This is a genomic window from Streptomyces davaonensis JCM 4913 (assembly GCF_000349325.1).
GTDB classification, from domain to species: Bacteria; Actinomycetota; Actinomycetes; order Streptomycetales; family Streptomycetaceae; genus Streptomyces; species Streptomyces davaonensis.
Window position 1 is genome coordinate 426,214 of the sequence record NC_020504.1, and the last position, 18,659, is coordinate 444,872.

General features: G+C 68.9%; 17 protein-coding genes and 3 pseudogenes. 14 read left to right on the forward strand and 6 right to left on the reverse strand.

The features are described 5' to 3' along the window. Positions 1 to 326: 326 nt before the first annotated feature. Together BN159_RS46840 and BN159_RS01880 are read right to left on the reverse strand one after the other, a co-directional pair. Positions 327 to 404 (reverse strand): annotated as a pseudogene (locus BN159_RS46840) (DUF4291 domain-containing protein); the annotation flags it as partial. 39 nt (positions 405 to 443) lie between these two features. Then, on the reverse strand, positions 444 to 1,382 hold the full coding sequence (locus BN159_RS01880; RefSeq protein ID WP_015655184.1) for an oxidoreductase: 939 nt from the start codon (positions 1,380 to 1,382) through the stop codon (positions 444 to 446). Between the two features lie 108 nt (positions 1,383 to 1,490). On the opposite strand from BN159_RS01880, the gene BN159_RS01885 reads away from it, so the two are divergent. From BN159_RS01885 to BN159_RS01910, 6 genes and pseudogenes are all read left to right on the forward strand, one after another. After that, a complete protein-coding gene (locus tag BN159_RS01885) occupies positions 1,491 to 2,096 on the forward strand; it encodes a TetR/AcrR family transcriptional regulator (protein ID WP_015655185.1) in 606 nt (201 codons plus the stop codon). Between the two features lie 15 nt (positions 2,097 to 2,111). Further along, complete coding sequence (locus BN159_RS01890; RefSeq protein ID WP_015655186.1) at positions 2,112 to 2,513, forward strand: PPOX class F420-dependent oxidoreductase; 402 nt, start codon at positions 2,112 to 2,114, stop codon at positions 2,511 to 2,513. Positions 2,514 to 2,602: 89 nt separating this feature from the next. After that, positions 2,603 to 3,840 (forward strand): annotated as a pseudogene (locus tag BN159_RS01895) (IS701 family transposase). 133 nt (positions 3,841 to 3,973) lie between these two features. After that, a complete protein-coding gene (locus BN159_RS01900; RefSeq protein WP_015655189.1) occupies positions 3,974 to 4,456 on the forward strand; it encodes a DUF6196 family protein in 483 nt (160 codons plus the stop codon). A 219-nt stretch (positions 4,457 to 4,675) separates the two neighbouring features. After that, positions 4,676 to 5,437 carry an IS5/IS1182 family transposase gene (locus tag BN159_RS01905; protein WP_041820630.1) on the forward strand — a complete coding sequence of 254 codons (762 nt, stop codon included), beginning with the start codon at positions 4,676 to 4,678 and terminating at the stop codon, positions 5,435 to 5,437. A 252-nt stretch (positions 5,438 to 5,689) separates the two neighbouring features. Next, entirely contained in the window at positions 5,690 to 6,337 is a 648-nt protein-coding gene (locus tag BN159_RS01910) for a hypothetical protein (protein WP_041818735.1), read from the forward strand. Between the two features lie 299 nt (positions 6,338 to 6,636). Here the strand turns inward: BN159_RS01910 and BN159_RS01915 are convergent, their stop codons facing one another. Beyond that, entirely contained in the window at positions 6,637 to 7,680 is a 1,044-nt protein-coding gene (locus BN159_RS01915; RefSeq protein ID WP_197541366.1) for an IS630 family transposase, read from the reverse strand. A gap of 242 nt (positions 7,681 to 7,922) precedes the next feature. Between BN159_RS01915 and BN159_RS01920 the strand changes: the two genes are divergently transcribed. The 4 genes and pseudogenes from BN159_RS01920 to BN159_RS01930 form a co-directional block, all read left to right on the forward strand. Beyond that, the gene (locus tag BN159_RS01920) at positions 7,923 to 8,654 is read left to right on the forward strand and encodes a dienelactone hydrolase family protein (protein ID WP_015655192.1); all 732 of its coding nucleotides are present in this window, start codon (positions 7,923 to 7,925) and stop codon (positions 8,652 to 8,654) included. A gap of 290 nt (positions 8,655 to 8,944) precedes the next feature. Beyond that, positions 8,945 to 9,241, forward strand: a complete 297-nt coding sequence (locus BN159_RS01925) for a hypothetical protein (protein WP_015655193.1) — start codon at positions 8,945 to 8,947, stop codon at positions 9,239 to 9,241. 321 nt (positions 9,242 to 9,562) lie between these two features. Next, positions 9,563 to 9,916, forward strand: coding sequence for a hypothetical protein (locus tag BN159_RS45615; RefSeq protein WP_157901061.1), 354 nt, complete (start codon positions 9,563 to 9,565; stop codon positions 9,914 to 9,916). Between the two features lie 48 nt (positions 9,917 to 9,964). After that, positions 9,965 to 10,480, forward strand: a pseudogene (locus BN159_RS01930) (DUF4240 domain-containing protein); the annotation flags it as partial. A 22-nt stretch (positions 10,481 to 10,502) separates the two neighbouring features. On the opposite strand, the gene BN159_RS01935 reads toward BN159_RS01930, so the two are convergent. From BN159_RS01935 to BN159_RS01945, 3 genes are all read right to left on the reverse strand, one after another. Then, positions 10,503 to 11,186 carry a restriction endonuclease gene (locus tag BN159_RS01935; RefSeq protein WP_015655195.1) on the reverse strand — a complete coding sequence of 228 codons (684 nt, stop codon included), beginning with the start codon at positions 11,184 to 11,186 and terminating at the stop codon, positions 10,503 to 10,505. A gap of 522 nt (positions 11,187 to 11,708) precedes the next feature. Continuing rightward, complete coding sequence (locus BN159_RS01940) at positions 11,709 to 11,975, reverse strand: hypothetical protein (RefSeq protein ID WP_015655196.1); 267 nt, start codon at positions 11,973 to 11,975, stop codon at positions 11,709 to 11,711. A 237-nt stretch (positions 11,976 to 12,212) separates the two neighbouring features. Further along, the gene (locus tag BN159_RS01945; RefSeq protein WP_015655197.1) at positions 12,213 to 12,761 is read right to left on the reverse strand and encodes a hypothetical protein; all 549 of its coding nucleotides are present in this window, start codon (positions 12,759 to 12,761) and stop codon (positions 12,213 to 12,215) included. 1,166 nt (positions 12,762 to 13,927) lie between these two features. On the opposite strand from BN159_RS01945, the gene BN159_RS01950 reads away from it, so the two are divergent. The 4 genes from BN159_RS01950 to BN159_RS01965 are packed head-to-tail and all read left to right on the forward strand — an operon-like array spanning position 13,928 to position 18,451. Then, positions 13,928 to 14,866, forward strand: coding sequence for a conjugal transfer protein (locus BN159_RS01950; RefSeq protein ID WP_015655198.1), 939 nt, complete (start codon positions 13,928 to 13,930; stop codon positions 14,864 to 14,866). Beyond that, entirely contained in the window at positions 14,866 to 15,204 is a 339-nt protein-coding gene (locus tag BN159_RS01955; RefSeq protein ID WP_015655199.1) for a hypothetical protein, read from the forward strand. Before BN159_RS01950 ends, BN159_RS01955 begins: the two co-directional genes overlap by 1 nt. After that, a complete protein-coding gene (locus tag BN159_RS01960; RefSeq protein ID WP_015655200.1) occupies positions 15,201 to 15,770 on the forward strand; it encodes a hypothetical protein in 570 nt (189 codons plus the stop codon). Before BN159_RS01955 ends, BN159_RS01960 begins: the two co-directional genes overlap by 4 nt. Then, positions 15,767 to 18,451 (forward strand): ATP-binding protein, encoded by a 2,685-nt coding sequence (locus tag BN159_RS01965; RefSeq protein WP_015655201.1) that lies wholly within the window; start codon positions 15,767 to 15,769, stop codon positions 18,449 to 18,451. The genes BN159_RS01960 and BN159_RS01965 overlap by 4 nt, the downstream gene beginning before the upstream one ends. Positions 18,452 to 18,659 lie beyond the last annotated feature (208 nt).

Genomic DNA, 18,659 nt, shown 5'->3' on the forward strand with positions numbered 1-18,659 from the left:
TCGACAACGACGTCTGGTGTCGGAGCGCGCTGGCCAAGGTATGGCCTCTTCTGCCCCCACGAGTGCAGGCGATTCGGCGACCCGAGCTCGACGAACTGGATGCTCGGTTCTGTGCGGCCACGATTCCCTGGCCTGATCAGGGCGAAGAGCCGCGCCAGTGGTGGATGTGGCGAGTTCCCCGGATCCTCGAAGGTGAAGCGGGAGAGCACCGACCCCGCGGGTGGCCCATGGGATGGGGGATGATGCCGTTCCCCAAGCCTGACTGCGTCCGAGTCGTTGAGTGATCTCGTTGCTGAGGGACGGCGCCTCTAAATTGGCGCAGAGAAGATCCACGTCATCCGCTCCCGCTGCCAGGCTTCCGGCAAGCGACCGTCCCGGGCCGCGGGAAGACCGATCTCCGGCCGTACGCCTGGTACCCCGGATTGCGGCCGGCCCTGTTGACCTCAGCGGGGGAACGTGACTCCGGTGAGTTCTTCCGACAGGTCCCAGAGGCGTCGCTGTGCGGCCAGGTCGTACGACGCGGCACTGGACCTCACGACCTTGGGGTGGCCCTTGCTCTGCTGGAACCCGCGCGGGCCGTAGTACTGCCCTCCTCGGGCGGTGGGGTCGGCGGCTGCGCGCAGGATGGGCAGGGCACCCATGGCGGGTGCCTGCAAGAGGAGGGGGCGGATTGCAGCGAACGCGGTTCGGGTGAGCGCGGACGAGTGCGACATGGCGTTCTTGGATCCGCTGGTGTCGGCACCGCCGGGGTGGGCCGCGAGGGCGAGCGGGCCGGCTGCGGGAAGTCTGCGCTGGAGTTCGTAGGTGAACATCAGATTGGCGAGTTTGGAGTGTCCGTAGGCGGCGGTCCGGTTGTAAGGGCGCTTGTGCCAGTCGAGGTCGCCGAAATCGATCGGGCCACCCATGCGATGACCGGCACTGCTGACGGTGACGATGCGGGAGTCGGTCGTCGCGGGGATCAGGTCGAGCAGGAGTCCGGTCAGGGCGAAGTGTCCCAGGTGGTTGGTGCCGAATTGCAGCTCGAAGCCGTCCGCGGTCCTGCTGTGCGGGGTGTACATCACCCCTGCGTTGTTGATCAGTAGGTCGATACAACGCCAGGTGCCGCGCACCTCGTCGGCGGCGTCGCGGACGGAAGCCAGCGAGCTCAGGTCGAGATGCTGCACGTGCGGGTCCGCTCCCGGGACGGCGGCCCGGATTTCCTCGGCGGCGGCCTTGCCCCTGTCCGTGTCGCGTACGGCGAGGATCACCGTTGCACCGCGGGTTGCGAGTGCCTTGGCGGTTTCGAAGCCGATGCCCGTGTTGGCGCCAGTGATGAGGGCGGTGCGACCGCGCTGGTCTGGGATGTCCCGTGCGGTCCAGCGGGTGATCTTCGGCTGGGTCATGGATGCTCCACGTGTTCTGTGTGGGGTCGGGGGCGAGAGGTGTCCAGCGGTCGCAGCCCGCTGGTTAATATCATTCACCTTCTGGTAAATAGTGTTAACCTTTTGGGTGTGACAGTCAAACGACGCCCCACGGGCACCCATCACGGAGATCTGCGCAACGCCCTTGAGCAGGCTGCACTCGCCCTGGTGCAGGAGCGGGGCCCGCACGGCTTCACCCTCGCCGAGGCCTGCCGGCGAGCCGGGGTGAGCGTGTCCGCGCCGTACAAGCACTTCGCCGACCGCGACGCCCTGCTCGCGTCGCTGGCACTGAAGGGCTACCAGGAGCAGCAGCGCCGCTTCCGCGCCGCGCTGTCGACGAGCACCGATCCGGCGGAACAGCTAGCCGCGTTCGCCGCCGCCTACGTGCGATTCGCCGCCGAAGAACGCGCGCTCTTCGACATCACCTTCCTCGCCGGCCTCGACACGACCCGCCACCCGGAGCTGGCCGCGGCGGGTACCGCCCTTCACGACGACCTGATGCCTGTCACCAGCCGCATCACCACTACCCCTGACGAGGCCTTCGATCTGCTCGTCCAGGTCGCCGCGGCAGCACACGGCCTAGCCCTGTTCCAGCAACAGGCGATGCTCCCCTCTCCCTGGAACAACCCTCAATCCGTTGCCGAGCAAGCCGCGCGGGCAGCCCGCGCGCTCGCCGACCAACACGCCCGCCCCTAGCCTTGGAGGACGTCCATGCCCATCACGAACAGCGACTTCGGCCAGGCTCTCGACCGCATCGGACAGGGCAAGCACGTCAGCCTGACCACCTTCCGCAAAAGCGGCCGCCCGGTCTCCACGCCCGTCGGCAGCCTCGTCCACGACGGCACCCTCTACGCCCTCACCGCCCCGGACACCGGCAAGGTCAAGCGCATCCGCAACAACCCCCAAATCACCATCGCCCCGTGCGCCATGAACGGCACCGTCCCGCCCGGCGCTCCCACCGCCACAGGCACCGCCCGGCTCCTCGACGAAACGAGCACCGCCCAGGTCCAGGACCTCATGGAGCGGCGGTTCTGCATGTACCGACTCGTCCGCCTCGTCGACCGGGTCCTGCATCGCGAGCGCCCGCTGATCGCCATCGCCATCACCGGCTGACCACTGGGCAACGTTCCAGCAGCGGCCCCGAGCCCTGATTAGTACTCCAGATAGATCCCGGTCGTTGGCGGGAGGCGTTCGAGGTGGTCATGGGGCGTATCGCGGGCCGGTTCGCCCGGGTCGAACCCCGGCTGCGGGCGGGGCGGTTGGTGCTGGGCCTGCTGTCGGACTTGTCACGCAAGAGCTGCTGGACGATCGCGGAGTGGGCCGGGGAGGTCAGCCCGCATGGCATGCAGCATCTGCTGTGCCGGGCGGCCTGGGATGCCGATGCTGTCCGCGACGACGTGCGCGCATACGTGGTCGAGCACCTCCGCGACGAGGCCGCGGTGCTGGTCGTCGACGAGACCGGCGACGTGGAGAAGGGCACCCGCACCGTGGGGGTCCAGCGCCAGTACACCGGCACGGCCGGACGGATCGCGAACTCCCAGTTCGCCGTCTACCTCGTCTACGCCAGCGCCCGGGACACGCGGCGGTGGACCGGGAGCTGTACGTCCCGCGCTCCTGGACCAGCGACCCGGATCGCTGCCGGGCGGCCGGGCTCGGCGAGGACAGCGACTTCGTGACCACGCCGGAACTGGCCCGCGCGATGATCGAACGGTTCCTGGACTCCGGACACCACGTGGGATGGGTCACCGGCGACGAGGTCTATGGCGGCAACCCGAAACTGCGGGCGGCTCTGGAGGAACGCGGCATCGGCTATGTCCTCGCGGTGGCCTGCTCGGCCGAAGTGACCACCGGCGCGGGCACGTTCCGCGCCGACGCGCTGGTGAAGAAGGTGCCGAAGCGGGCCTGGCAGAAGCTCTCGGCCGGACGCGGCCCGAAGGGACACCGCTTCTACGACTGGGCCGTCATCGATCTCGCCGACCCGATGCCGAGCCACCTCCAGCTGCTCATCCGCCGCAACCGCACCACCAGTGAACTCGCCTACTACCGCTGCTACTCACCCGGTCCCGTGCCGCTGACAGCCTTGGTGCGAGTCGCGGGATCAAGATGGCGGGCGGAGGAAACCTTCCAAAGCGAGAAGGGGCTGGCCGGCCTCGATGAGCACCAGGTCCGCCGCTACCCTTCCTGGAGCCGCTGGGTAACCCTCGCGATGCTCGCCCATGCCTTCCTCGCCGTGGCCGGTGCCGACGAACACGCCCGCCATCCAGGGCCGGCCGACCTGGTCCCGCTGTCCTGCAACGAGATCCAGCGTCTGTTCATCACGGTCGCTGTCCAGCCTCTCCATGACATGGCCCACCGACTCGGCTGGTCCGACTGGCGACGCCGCCATCAGGAACGATCACGCACCAGCCATTACCGGCGACAAGCCGCCCAACGGGCATGAAGATCGCGATCTTGCTTATCGGCGTTTCCGGAGACGAGGAAGGCCACGTGCGAAATAGACGAGACGGCGAGGGCGTTGGGACGACGGTTGCCCTGTCAGGAGCCTTCGTTCCGACAGAGGAGGCGATCGCGCGATGATCCCCTGGTGGGATCACGGCTTCACGGATCAAGGAGTCTCGCTGATGGTCAGTGTGAGTGTGGAGACTGCGGAACAGACAGAGCAGCGGCTACGCCGTGTGATCGCCCAGGCTGACCTCGTCGTGCACGACGGTGTCTGGTGTTTTGAAGAGTCTCCGGCCGACCAGCCGCCCGCGCTCACCGGCGAGACGCTGGCGGTCGTTCGGGACAGAGAGAGTTGGAGCCACCTGGTCCCGCTCACCCAGGAGGGCGACGGCGTCGAACGCTTCGGAATCTTCTCCTTCCATTTCGCCGATCATGTGGACAACAGCGGTTTCGTCGGCTGGCTCGCCACCCTCCTCAAGGTTGAGCTGGGAACCGGCGTATTTGTTGTCTGCGGCAGCAACCGCGCCCGCGGCGGCATCTATGACTACTGGGGCTGTCCCATCCACTTGCTGGATCAGGCCATCGCGGTCGTCAGGACGCTACGAGCCACCTGACCTGCATGGCAGGCGGCGATCCATCCACAAACCGTGAAGATCACGATCTACAGCTGGAGTATTGGGCACTCTCGTTTGGATCACCGGGCGGACCAAAGGAAGATGCCAGCGAGCCCTTTCCAACCTCCTTAAGAGGGTTTGCCCGTTGGCCTGACAGGACGTTGAAGCCCCTGGTAGATGGGTTTCTGCTACGAGAACCGTCTCCACCAGGGGCTTCATGTGCTTGTCTACCCGTCCGGCGTCGACGTCGCCTCCTCGACCTTGCGTCTGCTGTCCGCCCAGCTGCGCACACGGCGCCACGAGCGTGGGACCCGATGGCGGCGTCTGACCCCAGGACGTCAGGCCTTGCTTGCCCTCGCTCACCTGCGGTGCGGGCACACCTACGCCCAGCTTGCGGCCGGGTTCGGCGTAGGCACCACCACCGCCTACCGGTACGTCGTCGAGGCTGTCGAGTTGCTCGCCGACCTCGCGCCCACCTTGGCCGAGGCGGTCCGCGTCGCGACGACGAAGGCGTACGTCATCCTCGACGGCACCCTGCTGCCCATCGACCGGATCGCCGCAGACCGGCCCTTCTTCAGCGGCAAACACAAGAAGCACGGCATGAACGTCCAAGTCCTCACCGATCCATTCGGCCGCCTGCTGTGGGCCTCCGCCGCGTTGCCCGGCGCCGTGCACGACATCAAGGCCGCTCGCACCCACGGAATCATCGATGCCCTGGCCGAGGCCGACCTGCCCTGCTGCGCGGACAAGGGCTACCAAGGCGCCGGCGCCACCGTGCGGGTCCCCTTCCGGGGCAAGCACCGCAACCTGCCCTCCGGGCAACAGGCCGTGAACGTCGCCCACGCCCGCATCCGGGCCGTCGGCGAGCAGGCCATGGCCACTCTCAAGAGCTGGCGCCTCCTTCGCAAACTGCGTTGCAGCACCACCCGAATCACCAGCCTCGTCCAGGCAGTACTCGCACTTCACCTCGCATCATCTTGAGGTTGAAAAGGGTGCACTGCATCGGCATGGCTGCCGACCCTTCGCGCACAGATGGGAATCCGCACCCCTTCCCGGCTCTTCCCGGGCTCCGCCCCTCCCCGCCATGCTCTGTGCAGAGGCAGCGGGGAGGGGACGCGCATGCCAGACGGGGGAGCACCGAGGCGGACGAGATTGCGCCTGGCTCGGCACAGGCCAGGTCCAAGCCGGGTACGGGCCCGAGAGCGAGCCGACGAGCCCGAGGCCGGCGCTCGGTTGGGTTGGCTGAACCTCCTCACCCTCGGCGCGGCCGTCACCATTGTGGCGAGCCTGGGCGGCCTGGTAACGACGGGCATCGGCACGATCTGGAGTGCCCGGGTGTCCGCTGATCAGCTGGCGCAATCCCGCGAGCAGGCAGAGGAGAAGCAGCGGGAGCAGGCTGCGCGCGTGTCCTTCTGGGCGGATGAAGGGCCGAAGGGTGCGAGCCGCCTCCACGTGATGAACAGGTCTCCTGACCCCTTGTCGAACCTGCTCATTGTGTTCCTGGTCTCGCAAGATCCGCCTGGCGACGTGGCGTTCCAGGTGTGGATTCCCGCGCTGACCCCCTGCTCGGTCCTGACCATCGAGGGGAAGTCCCTGAAGTACTACGTGGAGGATGATCCGGCGGAGGGGGACAGCTCTTGGCCGCCCCTGTCGGAGGCTGACGCCAAGGGCATCGACCTCGGGGACTTCGAGGACAGCGTGGGCTTGCTGGACGCAAGCGTCGGGTTCCAGGACCGCAACGGTGTGTACTGGGCGCGCGTCAACGGCGAACTGACCAGGGGTGGTGTCTCCATCGACCGGACGCCAGGCCGTTACGGCCAAGTGGTCGGATGGCCGCAGGTGAAGCCCGCCGACAACTGCGGAGACGACGGGGGGAACTGACACGGCCAGGAGCGCCGACAGCCGGGAACTGATGCTGCACCTCGTCCGAGTCATGATCACTTTGCGTCTGGTCTGCACAAACTGAGGTTGGAAAAGGCTCAGCGACGTAGAGTCCAACCAGGAAGATGGTGTGGTCCCGTCGTACCGGGTGGCGATGCCGCGCCAGCCGCGTCCACACGACAGGCCAACCATTCAGGCAAGCGCTGCCACCACTGAGGCCGTCACGGTGAGGACCGCGACCGGCAGCATGACGAGACACAGCCAACTCAACCGGCTATTGATCCGAAACTCAATCGGTTCTATTCGAGGATGTAGCGGACGTGCGGGCCGCCGAAGTAGCCGCGGACGATATGTGGCTGACGTTGGCGGCGGTGGAAGAACCTGCGGGTCTCGGCGGCGAGTTGGGCCTGGTCGCGGGCCCGGCTGTGCATGGGCAGACTCCGTTTGAGGTCGGCGTTGACCAGCTCGTCGGGATTCAGCTCCGGCGAGTACGACGGCAGGAAGTGCAGCTCGATCCGGTCCGGATGATCGGCCAGCCAAGCGCGGACCTTGCGGGATCGGTGCGCGGAGTGACCGTCCAGGACGAGGTGCACCTTGTGGTCGAAGTGGCCGACGAGCCGGTCCAGGAAGCGGCACATGACGTCGGCGTCGAAGGTCTCGGTGAACACCATGAAGTGCATGCGGCCCTTCGTGCTGATCGCGGACATCGCGTTGACGGAGAACCGGTTGCCCGTGCGGTGCACGACCGGTGTGCGGCCCCGCTCACCCCAGGTGCGGCCGGTGACCTGGTCGGAACGGATGCCGACCTGATCGGCGAAGAGCACCTCCCCGCCCTCGGTCTTCGCCTTCGCGCGGATCGCCGGCCAGGTCTCCTCCCGCCAGACGCGGACCGCTTCCGCGTCCTGCTCGACGGCCCGCTTGTCCGGGCGCTGGAACGACAGGCCCCAGCGGCGCAGGTACTTGCCCACCCCCTGTTCGGTCAGCCGCACCCGGTACAGCTTCGCGATCAGGCCCCCCACTCCCGCGCGCGTCCACAGCTGCCCGGCCAGCCCCAGGTCACAGGGGCGGTGATCCAGAACCGCCTGCCGGATCGCCTGCTGCTCGACCGCGTCGAGAACCTGATGCTCGCCGACCCGGCGTCCACGCGGCTGAGCCACGAGCGCCTCGCGCCCGCCGGCCAGCCACTTCGCCCACCAATTGTCCACCGCCTTGAGCGAGACCCGGAACACCGCCGCGACATCCTCACGGTCCCGGCCCGCCACCAACGCGGCCACCGCTCGCAGTCGAAGGGCCTCCTGAGCCGACGGCGACAACTGCCTTGCGTCCCCCACCAGTTCACTCACGCAGGGATCAACGACCCAGAACATCTACCGTTTCGGATCAATAGTCCCGCATCAGCCAACGATCGCCCTGGCGGTATCCCTGTTCCGGAGCAGGGCGAAGCCCTTCGTGATACGTTTCCTGCCGCCGTGCGCTGCTGCGAATCAAGGAGGTGAGACCCATCAACATTTCGACAGGCCGGGCCTCCCTCCCTCGCATGGCCTAGGGAGTGCCCGCAGAGGCATCCCGAAAGGTTTGAAACGCTATGCGCTTCATTTCTGAGACGTCGTCCGACGGCGTCCGCGAACAGCTCTTTACCCTCGGCGAGATTCCCGGCGTGCTGTGGACGCCGGAAGGTGCCGTCGACGCCCGTCCACTCGTCTTGATGGGACACGGCGGCGGTCAGCACAAGAAGGCCCCCGACATCCTGTCGCGAGCACGCCGCTTTGTGACAGAGCGCGGTTTCGCGGTCGTGGCGGTCGACGTGCCGGCCCATGGCGACCGGCCGAAGGTCGAGGAATACGACCGGATTGCGACCGAGAACCAGGCTCGTCTGGAAGCCGGTGAAGAGCTGGCTCCGCTGATCGCCGGTTTCCAGGCGCTCGTGGCCCGCCAGACCGTGCCGGAGTGGCGGGCGATCCTGGACGCTGTCCAGCAACTCGATCACGTCGGTGCCAGTCCGGTGGGCTATTGGGGGGTCTCGTTGGGATGCGGACTTGGCGTTCCGTTCGTCGCGGCCGAACCCCGGGTCCGCGCCGCGGTGCTGGGCTTGGGTGGGGCGCTGGCCTCGGCCGACGACGCCGCGGCTATCACCGTCCCGGTGGAGTTCTTGGTGCAGTGGGACGACGAGCGGGTGCCGCGAGTCCAGAGCTTGGCGTTGTTCGACGCCTTGGCCTCGGCTGAGAAGACGCTGCATGCCAACCCCGGCAAGCACGGGGAGATCCCGGCATTCGAACTGGACAGCACGCTGAGGTTCTTCGCCCGGCACCTCGGCTAATACCCGCTGCCCGCGGTCCGTGACGCGCCGATCAAGTTCCGTTTCTGATCGGCGCGTTCACGGAAACTGGTCGGCGTGGCCGGCAGAGTTGAGGTTCGACAGATTGACGATGACGAGGGGCGGCGCCTGTTAACGCGCGCAAGTCTGGACGCAACTCCTGGCCTGCACCGCCCATTGCGAGCCGCAGCTCCGACTCGCGGCCTAACGACCGGAATATCCGGCCGCGCGTATTAGAATCCACGGTTAGCATCACTCGATCGACGTCGCTCACTCAATCGATAGGAGGCCTGATGATCGGCGTGCTCGTGACTTTCACGCAGAATGAAAAGTTCGATCGTTCAACTCTCGCAGGGATTGCCAGCGAACTCCGAGGACCGTTCGAAGGCATGGCCGGCCTTCGCTTCAAGAGCTTCATGCTCGACGAAGACGGCGTTCAGGCAAGGAACTTCTACGTGTGGGATGACGAGGAGAAAGGCCGCTCCTTCTTCACGAAGGAGCTCGTCGACAAGGTGACGGGGGTCTATGGTGTCCCGCCCACAATCGAATACCTCGATATCGTGGGGTTCGTCGACAACTCTGGCACCTGATTCTCAAGGAGGCTGTCGCGCAAACCCTTGCTGTCCAGGCCGTTTGGGACCATCTGGGCATGCCACAGAACTTCCTCAGATGCGATCGAGACCAACCGCTGCCGCAGGCTTGCAGCCATCTGACCTGCGCGACTGGCTGCCCGAGGACCACCTCGCCTGGTTCGTGATCGAGGCGATCGAGCAGCTCCGCCTCGAGCCCTTTTACGGCGCCTATCGCTCCGACGGACACAGCCCGGGCTGCCCACGAGCCGAAGACGATGCTCCCCCTGCTCGCTACTCCTACTGCCTCGGCAAGCGAAGCTCACGCGGGATCGAGCGCCGATGCCGCGAGAACGTCGCCTTCAGGGTGATCTGCTCAAACCAGGCCCCCGACGATGCACGATCGCCCGCTCCCGGGTCCGCCACCAGGAAGCCCTCGCTGACCTCTTCGGCCAGGCGCTCGGCCTCTGCGCCGAGACCGGCCTGGTCGAGGTGGCGGTGCTCGCCGTCGACGGCTCGAAGTTCGAGGCCTCAGCCTCCGACCACCGAGTGATGCGCGCCGGGCGCCGCTTCGGCGGCGCTCCGAAGCCGTACGCACCGCCGGCGACACCCGGGGGGCTAGATCAACCTGACCGCCCCGACTCGAACGGACCCCACCCGGACTGGATGATGAGCGCGACTCGACACACGCCATAGCCCACGCCGCCCCCTTGCGCTGGTCCCGGCCCGGAACGCGGTGCAGACAGCCGTCTGCTACACGAGACCCTGATTCAGCTCCTGACTGTACAAGGCAAAGGCGCCGTGCCTGCCTTCGAGATCCGCCGGCCCGCACTGGATACCGCAATAGATCGGTGGGACATCTGGGCGGCCGCCTACCTCATCTGCGGTGGCTGCTCGGACGACCATTTCATGGACTTCAAAGCCGGCCTGATCGCCCTGGGCCGCGCCTGGTACGAGCGCGCTGCTCGCTGCCCCGACGATCTCGCCGAGCATCTCCACGTCCAGCACGCCCTCACGGCCGGCGTCGGAGAGGCTGTGTTCTACGAAGAAATGGGCTACGTGAGCGTGGCCGCCTGGGGACGGATTACTGGCGATGAGGACAGTTTCTATTCCGCCCTCGACGACTACCGCGCAACGATAGGTGAAGACGACAGCCAAGGCCACGACATGAGCGAGCACTTCAAATTCGACGACGCCCAGGCCATGCGCCGTCGGCTCCCCCGCCTGGCCGCCCTCCACCTCGAGGATGCGCAGGAGTGAGCCGACGGGCACAGTGTTCCCCTCACACAGCACGCCGCAGGGCCGCGCGGCGTGTCCCTGGCCAGCGGGGCAGGCGCAGCACGTCGTGCAGGGGGGTGCCCAGCGCCGCCCAATGGTGCAGGCGGTCGCGATCGATCCAGTACACCCGGTGCCGCTCGCCCCAGGCTCTGGCATCGCGGGTGAGGGAGCCGTTGGTGACGACCACGGCGATGTCCGCGCCGTGGACCGGGCCGGCAGTTCCCTTGACCTGGTACATCACCGAGGAACCGACCTTGCCCTGAACATGGGTGTGCTTGGCCTGGACGACGATCCGGCCCCGCTGGCGGTCCTGTCCGATGACGTCGGCGGCCTGGTCTCCCTGCCCGCCCACCCGCCGCGCCGTCCAGCCATCGCGGATAAGGAGATCACAGAGCGCGTACTCGAACTCCTCGTCGTCCATGGCGTCGATCTCGACCAGCGTCAGACGCAGCCGGGCCAGAGCCCGCACCCGACGCGCACACGCCGTACGCCACAGACGCCACCCCGCCCAAGCCGCCGCCAAGGCCGCAGCCGCGGCAAGCCAGGGCCAGCCGCGGACCGCCGCATGCCAGGCGACCGCAACAAGTCTGGCCCGCAGCCAGATGACAGCGCAGGCCACGACCGCGGCCGCGCCCTGCTCCGCACGGGTGCGGGGCACCCGCAGCCCGAGCACGCGCCGGGCGACCATCAGTGCCCGACCCCTGCCGACACCGACGGCTGCGGAGCTGGTGGGGAAGCCGGGGATGCCTCCCCGAAGCCGAACAGCTGACCCCATAACCACACCCCGGCAATCAGCGCGGCAATCATCCAGCCGCTCAGCTTCTTGCCCGGCGCAGACGGGTTGCGCCGAAAATGACTGCGCACGACGTGATATCCCTCAGGCGGCTTTGCCACTGTCTGCCTCCCTGGTTCGTCAGACCGCCGACTGCGGTCTGTGCTACGGGAATCGGTGTAGCAGCACGCACTGACAAACCCGCTCCGACGACCACCCGCCACCGCACCAGACGACAACGATCCAGCCGCCCCGCCACCAACTGAAGCGACGCCGTTCGACTCCCCTCCGGTCCACGCCACTTGACCTGCACACACCCTCTGCGCCACCGCCCGGGCCACGACCGGAGCCGCGCCCCGACACACCCTCACGAAACCCAGGAAGCCGCCGCGAGCCCTTCCCATCCACAGGTGTTGGCGAGAAGAGGCGCGTGTCTCCTCACGAGTCGGTGGTCCAGGCGTGGCCGTAGGTGTCGGGCAGAGTTGGGGGCGGGTTGCCGGAAGCGGTCGCTGCGGCCTGGGCGCGACGGCGCTGTTCCCGGATGAAGTCGCGGCAGATGCGGTCGTCGTGACCGGCCACCCGGTGGCCGGACCGGGTGCCGCAGGTGGCACAGGTGGGTTCGGGGTTGAGGCGCCGGTACACAGACTGGGCCGTCAGAACGGCGACGCCTGTCAGGACGACCACCACGGCGTGAGTCACTGGCATCCGGAACGACGCTCCTTGGTGGGTGGGTTGGCAGGAACAGCGACCCAGCGTTTTGCTGCCCGGCACTGTGAGAGCACGGGCCCGGAGGAAGGCTTCCGCTGACTGGGGTAGACGCCGACCGCTTGCGGGCCGGGCCCGACCCTGACGACGCGGCGGACGTCAGCCCACACCGGTGATGGGATCGCCGAGCACGGCCCCGGTCCCCTGCAAGGGGAGAATGCCGTGAGCGCCGTCGATTCATGAACTCTGGTTGAGCGGTGGCAGTAGGCCATCCCCGGGCCAGAATTCCTGTTCGGCGATGAGGCAGGAGAGGAACGTGTCGATCTCGATCAGGACGGCAGCGCGCTCCTTCGGCCCATAGGTGAGGAAGTCATCGGCTGTGGCGTCGAAGGCGCGCACGTGGCTGTGCGGGCCGGTACAGACGAGGGCGCGCGCGATCTCGGGGAGGCCGAGGCTGAGGGCGTCGCATTCCCCGGCGTGGACGAGCTGTACGAGGTCGGTGGTGACCTTCTCCCAGTCGCCCACTGTCGGCCAGTCGGCGCCGCCGCCCAGTTCATGGCTGAGGGTGGCCAGTGGGATGATCTCGCCGGGCTGGCGTCCCTGGGTGAGGCGGTAATGGATCCGTGTGCCGTCAGGCTGCTGCACCTGCGGGTGGAGCAGGGAGTCGGCCGCGACCACGGTGGTGTTGATCTCCTGGGCGCCGCCGCTGGGGAAGTACGGTTCGTGCGCGAAGAGCAGGTAGACGTCCGTGATGCGTGCTGCCTCGTCAGGCTGGGTCTGAGTCATGGGTCGGCGGGTCCCTTCAACGGTGACGTGTCAGGTGCGGGGAAAGGTGTTGGCTGCGCCACTGGTTCGAAGCCGGGCGGACGTCAGGCCCAACGGGCCTTCGCCACCACGGGGCTGGTCGGCCGTGCCCCAAGCCGAATCGGCACGAGTGCGGTCGACGGTCTGCGCGACTTGGCCGACGCGCTGGACCATCAGTCGTGCCCGGCGATGAGGCGACTGAGGCCGAGTGCATGTCCTGGTTCTGGCGCAGGCCGGCCGTGTCCTTCAGCAGGCACTGACCGGCCCCGGCAAACGGCGCCTGGCCTGGCCTGCTGTCGGGCTTCCGCCCACGCCGGTGGCAGGGGAATCCGTGCCGCTCCAGCTGCTTGAGCCCTTGGCTCGGTAGGAGAGCCGAACGGCACAGAACAGCCGTCGGGGATCTGGGTGAACCGATCCGCCGCCATCGCCCCGCGGCGGACCACCGCCCCAAGAGGGCTCACTGCCTCGTCCCGGAAGCGGGCCGCGTGGGGGCTGGAGGCGCCACCGGATCGGCGACGCTTGGCGATCGCCGGCTCTGGGTGCGCGGGGGCGTGTGATCCATGCCGTCAGCTCATCCACCGGCCCCGACCAGACCGGCGGCCAAGAGCCCCGACCATCGGTCACGATCCGGAAACGGGGCCGTCCAACCGCCGTGGTGGGGGTCATGGTCGGGCCGACCATGCGTGTCCGGCCCCGCGCTCCGGGGTGCACGCCCGACTGGGCAGCGCGGCGCGGGCGTTGCGCACTGCGGCTGTGCAACAACCGGTGGCAGGTCCTGCGCAGCCGGACGGTGCGCCATCACTGCGCAGTGCGGTGCGACGTGTCGGGTCTTCTCGGTGCGCAGGGCCGGTGGCGCGCTGCGCAGATACCGGCCGTGCCCCGGCGCTGCCCGTCTGCGCATCGCTGTGAGGCCTCGCGGCCAGGCAGGCCGCAGTTCACCGAACGGCCGCCGGCCCCGGGGTCCGTGGGTGGACACGATGGCCTCGGTCAGTTCCCGTCTGGACCGTGGTCGGGCCCACCATGACCCCAACCATGGACTTCGTGTCCCCACCGTGACCTTGGTGGGGGTCTGGTGGTCGGTGGTCGGGTCGGGGTCGGAGGGTTGTCTCCAGGTCAGCAACATCCTTTTCTGACCTGGGAGTTTGACTATGTCTCCTGGTAAGCACGCCTCGGGCTCCAAGCGCGAGGCTGCGGCTCCGATGGCGGCCGGCGCCCGGCTGGAGGCAATGCGGCGCCGCGTCCGGGTCTCGCGCCTGGCCATCTGGACGGTCATCGCGGCCGGCCCCGTCGCCCTGGCCATCGCCCTGGCCTCCAGCCGGGACACGGTCCAAGCGGCCACTTCGGCCAAGCCCACCTCCATGCGCACTACGGCGGTGGCCGCCGACCCGGGCGGCTATGCGCAGTTGTTCGTCAGCTCGTGGTTGCGCAGCAGCGCGGATGACGCCTCGACTGCGCAGGCACGTCGTGCGCAGTCGATGGGCCCGGACGTCGCCCTGCCCGACCCCGCGGCCGATGCGCAGCCGACGGCGGAGACCGTGACGGTGGTGCGCAGTGCGCAGCGCGCGGACGGTGCATGGTCGGTGACGGTGGCTGCGCAATACCCGGACGGGCGGGTGCGTTACTACGCCGTACCGGTGGCCGCCGATCCGGCAGGTGCCTCGTTCACGGTGACCGGCGCGCCCAGCGTGGTGGCCGGCCCGTCCCAGGCACAGGTGCCGGCATCGCCCTACGGCGTCGGTGTCCCGGAGGGCGATCTGGCGTCCACGGTCGGGGAGTTCCTGACGGCGTACCTCACCGGCTCCGGGGAGGTGGACCGCTACCTCGCCCCCGGCGTGAGCCTTGCGCCGGTGTCCCCCGCCCCCTATACGGCCGTCTCCGTGCAGCGGGTCTCCGCCGTCGAGGAGGCCGCTGCCGCCGGGCAGGTACCGCAAGACGGCACGCGGGTCCGGGTTCTTGCTCAGGTGGAAGCCCGCGACGCGGACGGCCGGTGGCCGCTTGCCTACGAACTCGCGCTCACGGCCGGCTCCGGGCGCTGGGACATCGCACGCCTTGAAGCCGGTACCGGTCAGGGCGGGGGTGAGCGCTGATGATGGGCGGAGACTCCCTGCTGTTCGCGGGCAAGCTCGACGACCTCGGCGATTCCTGGCTCGCCATGTTCCAGGACTGGGGCGCCAAAGGCCTCCAGGCCGGCCTGATCGTCCTGGTCGTCATCATCATGATGCAGAAGTTCAGCGTGAAGGCCGGTATCGGCGCGCTCCTGCTGATGATCGTCGCGCTCGGCTTGTACGAGTCCCGCCAGGACCTGGCGGACATGTTCGAGGACGAGGTGAAGAACCCGGCCAAGGGTGCACCCGCCGTCCCCGGCATTTTCCAATCCGAACTCCCCGCTTTCGGTGGCCACTTGGGTGTCGGGGGCCGGCTGTGACCGCGGCGGCGCCACGGGTGGGCCGCTTCTACACCGCCGCCCGCCGCCACCCCTGGGTGCTGGGGAAGGTCGCGGACTGGAAGATCCCCCTCGGCCCGTACACCCCCGCCCAGATCGCCCTCGCTGTTGGCGGCGGTTTCCTCCTGGTCAAAACGATCAGCTGGTGGTCGTGGCTGGGGCCGGTCCCCATCGTCGCGTGGGTGCTGGCAATCTGGGCGGTACGCCGACCGAAGATCCGGGGCCGCGCCCCGGGCCAGGCGGCGCTGGGCTGGGTACTGCTCCTCTGGCAGCCGAGGGGAGGGCGGATCGGTGGCCGGGCCGCCCGCGACCGCGCTCCCCGGCCGCTGTTGGGCGGATTCACCATCGAGGACGCGCCCTCGCCGGACTCCGCTGAGGAAGCCCTTGCGACTCGGCAGACTGCCCCTCGGACGCCGCTGCCTGGGCCGGCCGCCGGTGGCTCGCCGGCGTGCCTCCGCGCCACACCAGCTGCTCCCGCCGTGCCCGCGGGGCCGGTGTCGGGTGTGCAGCAGCTCCTCACGCTCGCCCGGCAAGGGGGTACGCGGTGAGGGTTCCGATCCGTCACATCGCCGGGCATCTGGTGTGGTCGGCGCAGGGCAGCGTGTGGGCCCTCTACCGCCTGCACCCCGGCCCGGACCCGCACGGTCGGCGTGAGGAGACCGTCCAGGGCACTCATGTGCCCGCCGCCGTGCGCGACGAGCAGCTCGCCAAGGTCACGCACTTGGTGCGGTCTCTGTCCGGGGCGCCTCGGCTGTTCGGCCTGTGCGCGCAGGTCGACCCGGGTGAGATCGCCCTCCGGATGATCGAGGGCATCGAGCCGGCCGAGCAGACACCTGGTGTTGGCCAGCACCCCTGGGTGGAGAACGTCGAGGCCGCCCTGGATCTCCTGGACGGCCAGGAGATGCACCGCCGCACCCTGTGGCTGGCCATACCCCTCAAGTCCGAGACCGCGGGCTGGCAGGTGTCGGCGTCCCTCAGTGCGGCGTGGGCGGGGATCGCGCCGGTGCTGGGCATGCGCCCGGTGCCGGTGGCACGGCGCGAGGTGGCCGCCTGCCGCGAGCAGGCTGCCCGGGTGGAGGCCGCGCTCGCCGGCGGCATCGCCTTCCGTCCGGCCCGCCCGGCGGAGATCGTGTGGATGGTCCAGCACGCCCTGCACCGCGGCCTCGCGGAACCCCTGCTCGCCGAAGCCGAGACCAGCGAGCTGTATGCGGGGCAGATCCGTGACAGTGTGCTGCGCTCCCCGAGCTACGCCGACCTCGGCCAGGTCCGCCTACAGGAAGGCGGGATCGACCCCGGCCTCGACGACGTCGGCGAGCTCAAGAACGCGGGCCAGCTCCCGCGGTCGGGCCGCACGGCCTGGTGGCGGATCAACACCGGCTCGCCGCTGGCGCGGCGGTGGCTACAGGTCGAGACCGGCGCAGGGGTGGGGTATCAGGCGCAGTTGGCGCTGGCCGAGTGTCCGCCGGCGGTCAGCCAGGACGCCGCCGACCTGTTCGCCCAGCTGGAGGCACTGGACTTTCCCGTCGACTACACCATCGACCTGACCCTGGTGCCCGCGGAGAAGGCCCGCGACCAGGTGCGACGCAAGAAGAACGAGTTGATCGACCAGGCCGACCAGTACGACGCCCGCCCCACCGGCATGCCCGCCTCCCTCACCGAGGCCGCCCGCGACCTCGGCGAGCTGGACGCCCGGCTGTCCCGCACCTCGGTCGAGGTCGAGGTGCAGTCCGTCACCGTCCTCACGGTCTGGGGGCCGACCGCCGCACTCTGCGACGCCCGGGCCCGCGCGCTGGCCGCGCTGCTCGCCGGCGCCGACTACCGGGCCGTGCGCCCGGCGGGCCTACAGCAGGCCCTGTTCACCCTCGGGCTGCCCGGCACCGTACGGCCAGGTGTGGTGCGGGAGTTCACCCAGCACCAGGTCTCCGAGGACTGGGCGCTGAGCGGCGCCTTCACCGCCTCGGAGGTCGGCGACCCCAACGGGATGTTCCTCGGCCTCGACCTGGATGCGGGCACCACCCGCCCCGTCATGATCAACGTGGCGGACGCGCCCAAGGTGGATGCCTCCGCCTCCATGGGCATCGTCGGGGACCTCGGTGCCGGGAAGAGCGTGCTCCAGAAGCTGGTCGCGGAAGCGGTGTGGGCGCGCGGCGGCTGCGCGATCTGCATCGACCGCACACCCGTCCGCGAATGGGCCACCTTCGCCCGCACCGCGGCCGAGGGCCGCGTGCAGATCATCGACGCCGCCCGCGCGGCAGTGTCCATCGACCCGCTGCGCATGTTCGACGGCCCCGAAGGCCGCCACTACGCCCTGTCCTATCTCACCCTCCAGCTCGGCATCGGGCCGATGAGCACCCACGGGGAAGTCCTCCACCACGCCGTCGAACAGGCCGCCGCGGATGAGCAGCCGTCCATGCACCGCGTGCTTCAAGTCCTAAAGGACATGGCCGCGAGCGAGGTGGGCAGGCGGAAGGACGCGGCCTCCACCCTCGCCGGCCTCATCCGCGTCGTCGCCACCAACCCCCTGGCCCGGATGGTCTTCGACCCCACGCTGCCGCCGGTACGGCTCGATGCCTCCAGCACCACCGACATGATCGTCATCACCACCACCGGGCTGAAACTGCCACCCAAGGCGGCGTTCGACAAGCCCGAAGTACTGCAACAGCAGCCGCTGGAGGCGCTGATCGGGCGCGCGGTGCTGTATCTGATCGCCGCGATCGCCCGGCAGACCGCGTTCGAGGACCCCGAGCGGTTCACTCAGGTGGTCCTGGACGAGCTGTACTGGCTCACCTCCTCCGCCGAGGGCACCGCCCTGGTCCACGAAATCCTCCACGACGGCCGCAAGCACGGCGCCGGACTCCTGGCCGGCTCGCACGACGCCCAAGAACTCGGCCCCGATCGCGGCCTGATGGCCTACCGCGCACTCGCCCGCACCACCAACCGCGAACGCGCCCGCCACGGCCTGGAATTCATCGGCCTCGACCCGGACGACCCCGTGCTGGTACGGCTCGTGACCACCGGCCTGTCCCCCGTGGGACAGCGCGGCCGGGAAGGCGAGTTCCTGCTGACCTGCCCGCGGCAGAACACCGGCCGTATCAAGGTCACCATCCCCCGCATCCCACGTATCACCGCCTCCATCACCACCACGCCGGGACGCCGCACGAACACGGGCCCGCCAACCGTGCCTGCCGCCGGAGAGGCCGTGGATGACCGCCCGAGGGAGAACGTCTGATGCCGTCATCCTCCTGGGACCGCACCCGGCTCATCCGCGCGGCCGCGAGCTTCCCCACCGTGCTTGCCGTCATCGCCGGCGTCGTCATCCTCGCCCTTGGGCTGGGCCTGCCGGACTCGGGGTGGCCTCCCACCGGACAAGCCTTCACCACCGGCACCCACGCCCTGGACCACGAGCCCTGTGACCTGATCGCAGGACCAGCCAAGAA

What these genes read in the sequence shown, in the direction of transcription:
- BN159_RS01890 (WP_015655186.1), top strand. Translation starts at nt 2,112, where the DNA reads ATGCCCATCACGAACAGCGACTTCGGCCAGGCTCTCGACCGCATCGGA.
- BN159_RS01940 (WP_015655196.1), bottom strand. Translation starts at nt 11,975, where the DNA reads ATGCCAGTGACTCACGCCGTGGTGGTCGTCCTGACAGGCGTCGCCGTT.
- BN159_RS01920 (WP_015655192.1), top strand. Translation starts at nt 7,923, where the DNA reads ATGCGCTTCATTTCTGAGACGTCGTCCGACGGCGTCCGCGAACAGCTC.
- BN159_RS01880 (WP_015655184.1), bottom strand. Translation starts at nt 1,382, where the DNA reads ATGACCCAGCCGAAGATCACCCGCTGGACCGCACGGGACATCCCAGAC.
- BN159_RS01925 (WP_015655193.1), top strand. Translation starts at nt 8,945, where the DNA reads ATGATCGGCGTGCTCGTGACTTTCACGCAGAATGAAAAGTTCGATCGT.
- BN159_RS01935 (WP_015655195.1), bottom strand. Translation starts at nt 11,186, where the DNA reads ATGGTCGCCCGGCGCGTGCTCGGGCTGCGGGTGCCCCGCACCCGTGCG.
- BN159_RS01955 (WP_015655199.1), top strand. Translation starts at nt 14,866, where the DNA reads ATGATGGGCGGAGACTCCCTGCTGTTCGCGGGCAAGCTCGACGACCTC.
- BN159_RS01900 (WP_015655189.1), top strand. Translation starts at nt 3,974, where the DNA reads ATGATCCCCTGGTGGGATCACGGCTTCACGGATCAAGGAGTCTCGCTG.
- BN159_RS01950 (WP_015655198.1), top strand. Translation starts at nt 13,928, where the DNA reads ATGTCTCCTGGTAAGCACGCCTCGGGCTCCAAGCGCGAGGCTGCGGCT.
- BN159_RS01945 (WP_015655197.1), bottom strand. Translation starts at nt 12,761, where the DNA reads ATGACTCAGACCCAGCCTGACGAGGCAGCACGCATCACGGACGTCTAC.
- BN159_RS45615 (WP_157901061.1), top strand. Translation starts at nt 9,563, where the DNA reads ATGCCGCGAGAACGTCGCCTTCAGGGTGATCTGCTCAAACCAGGCCCC.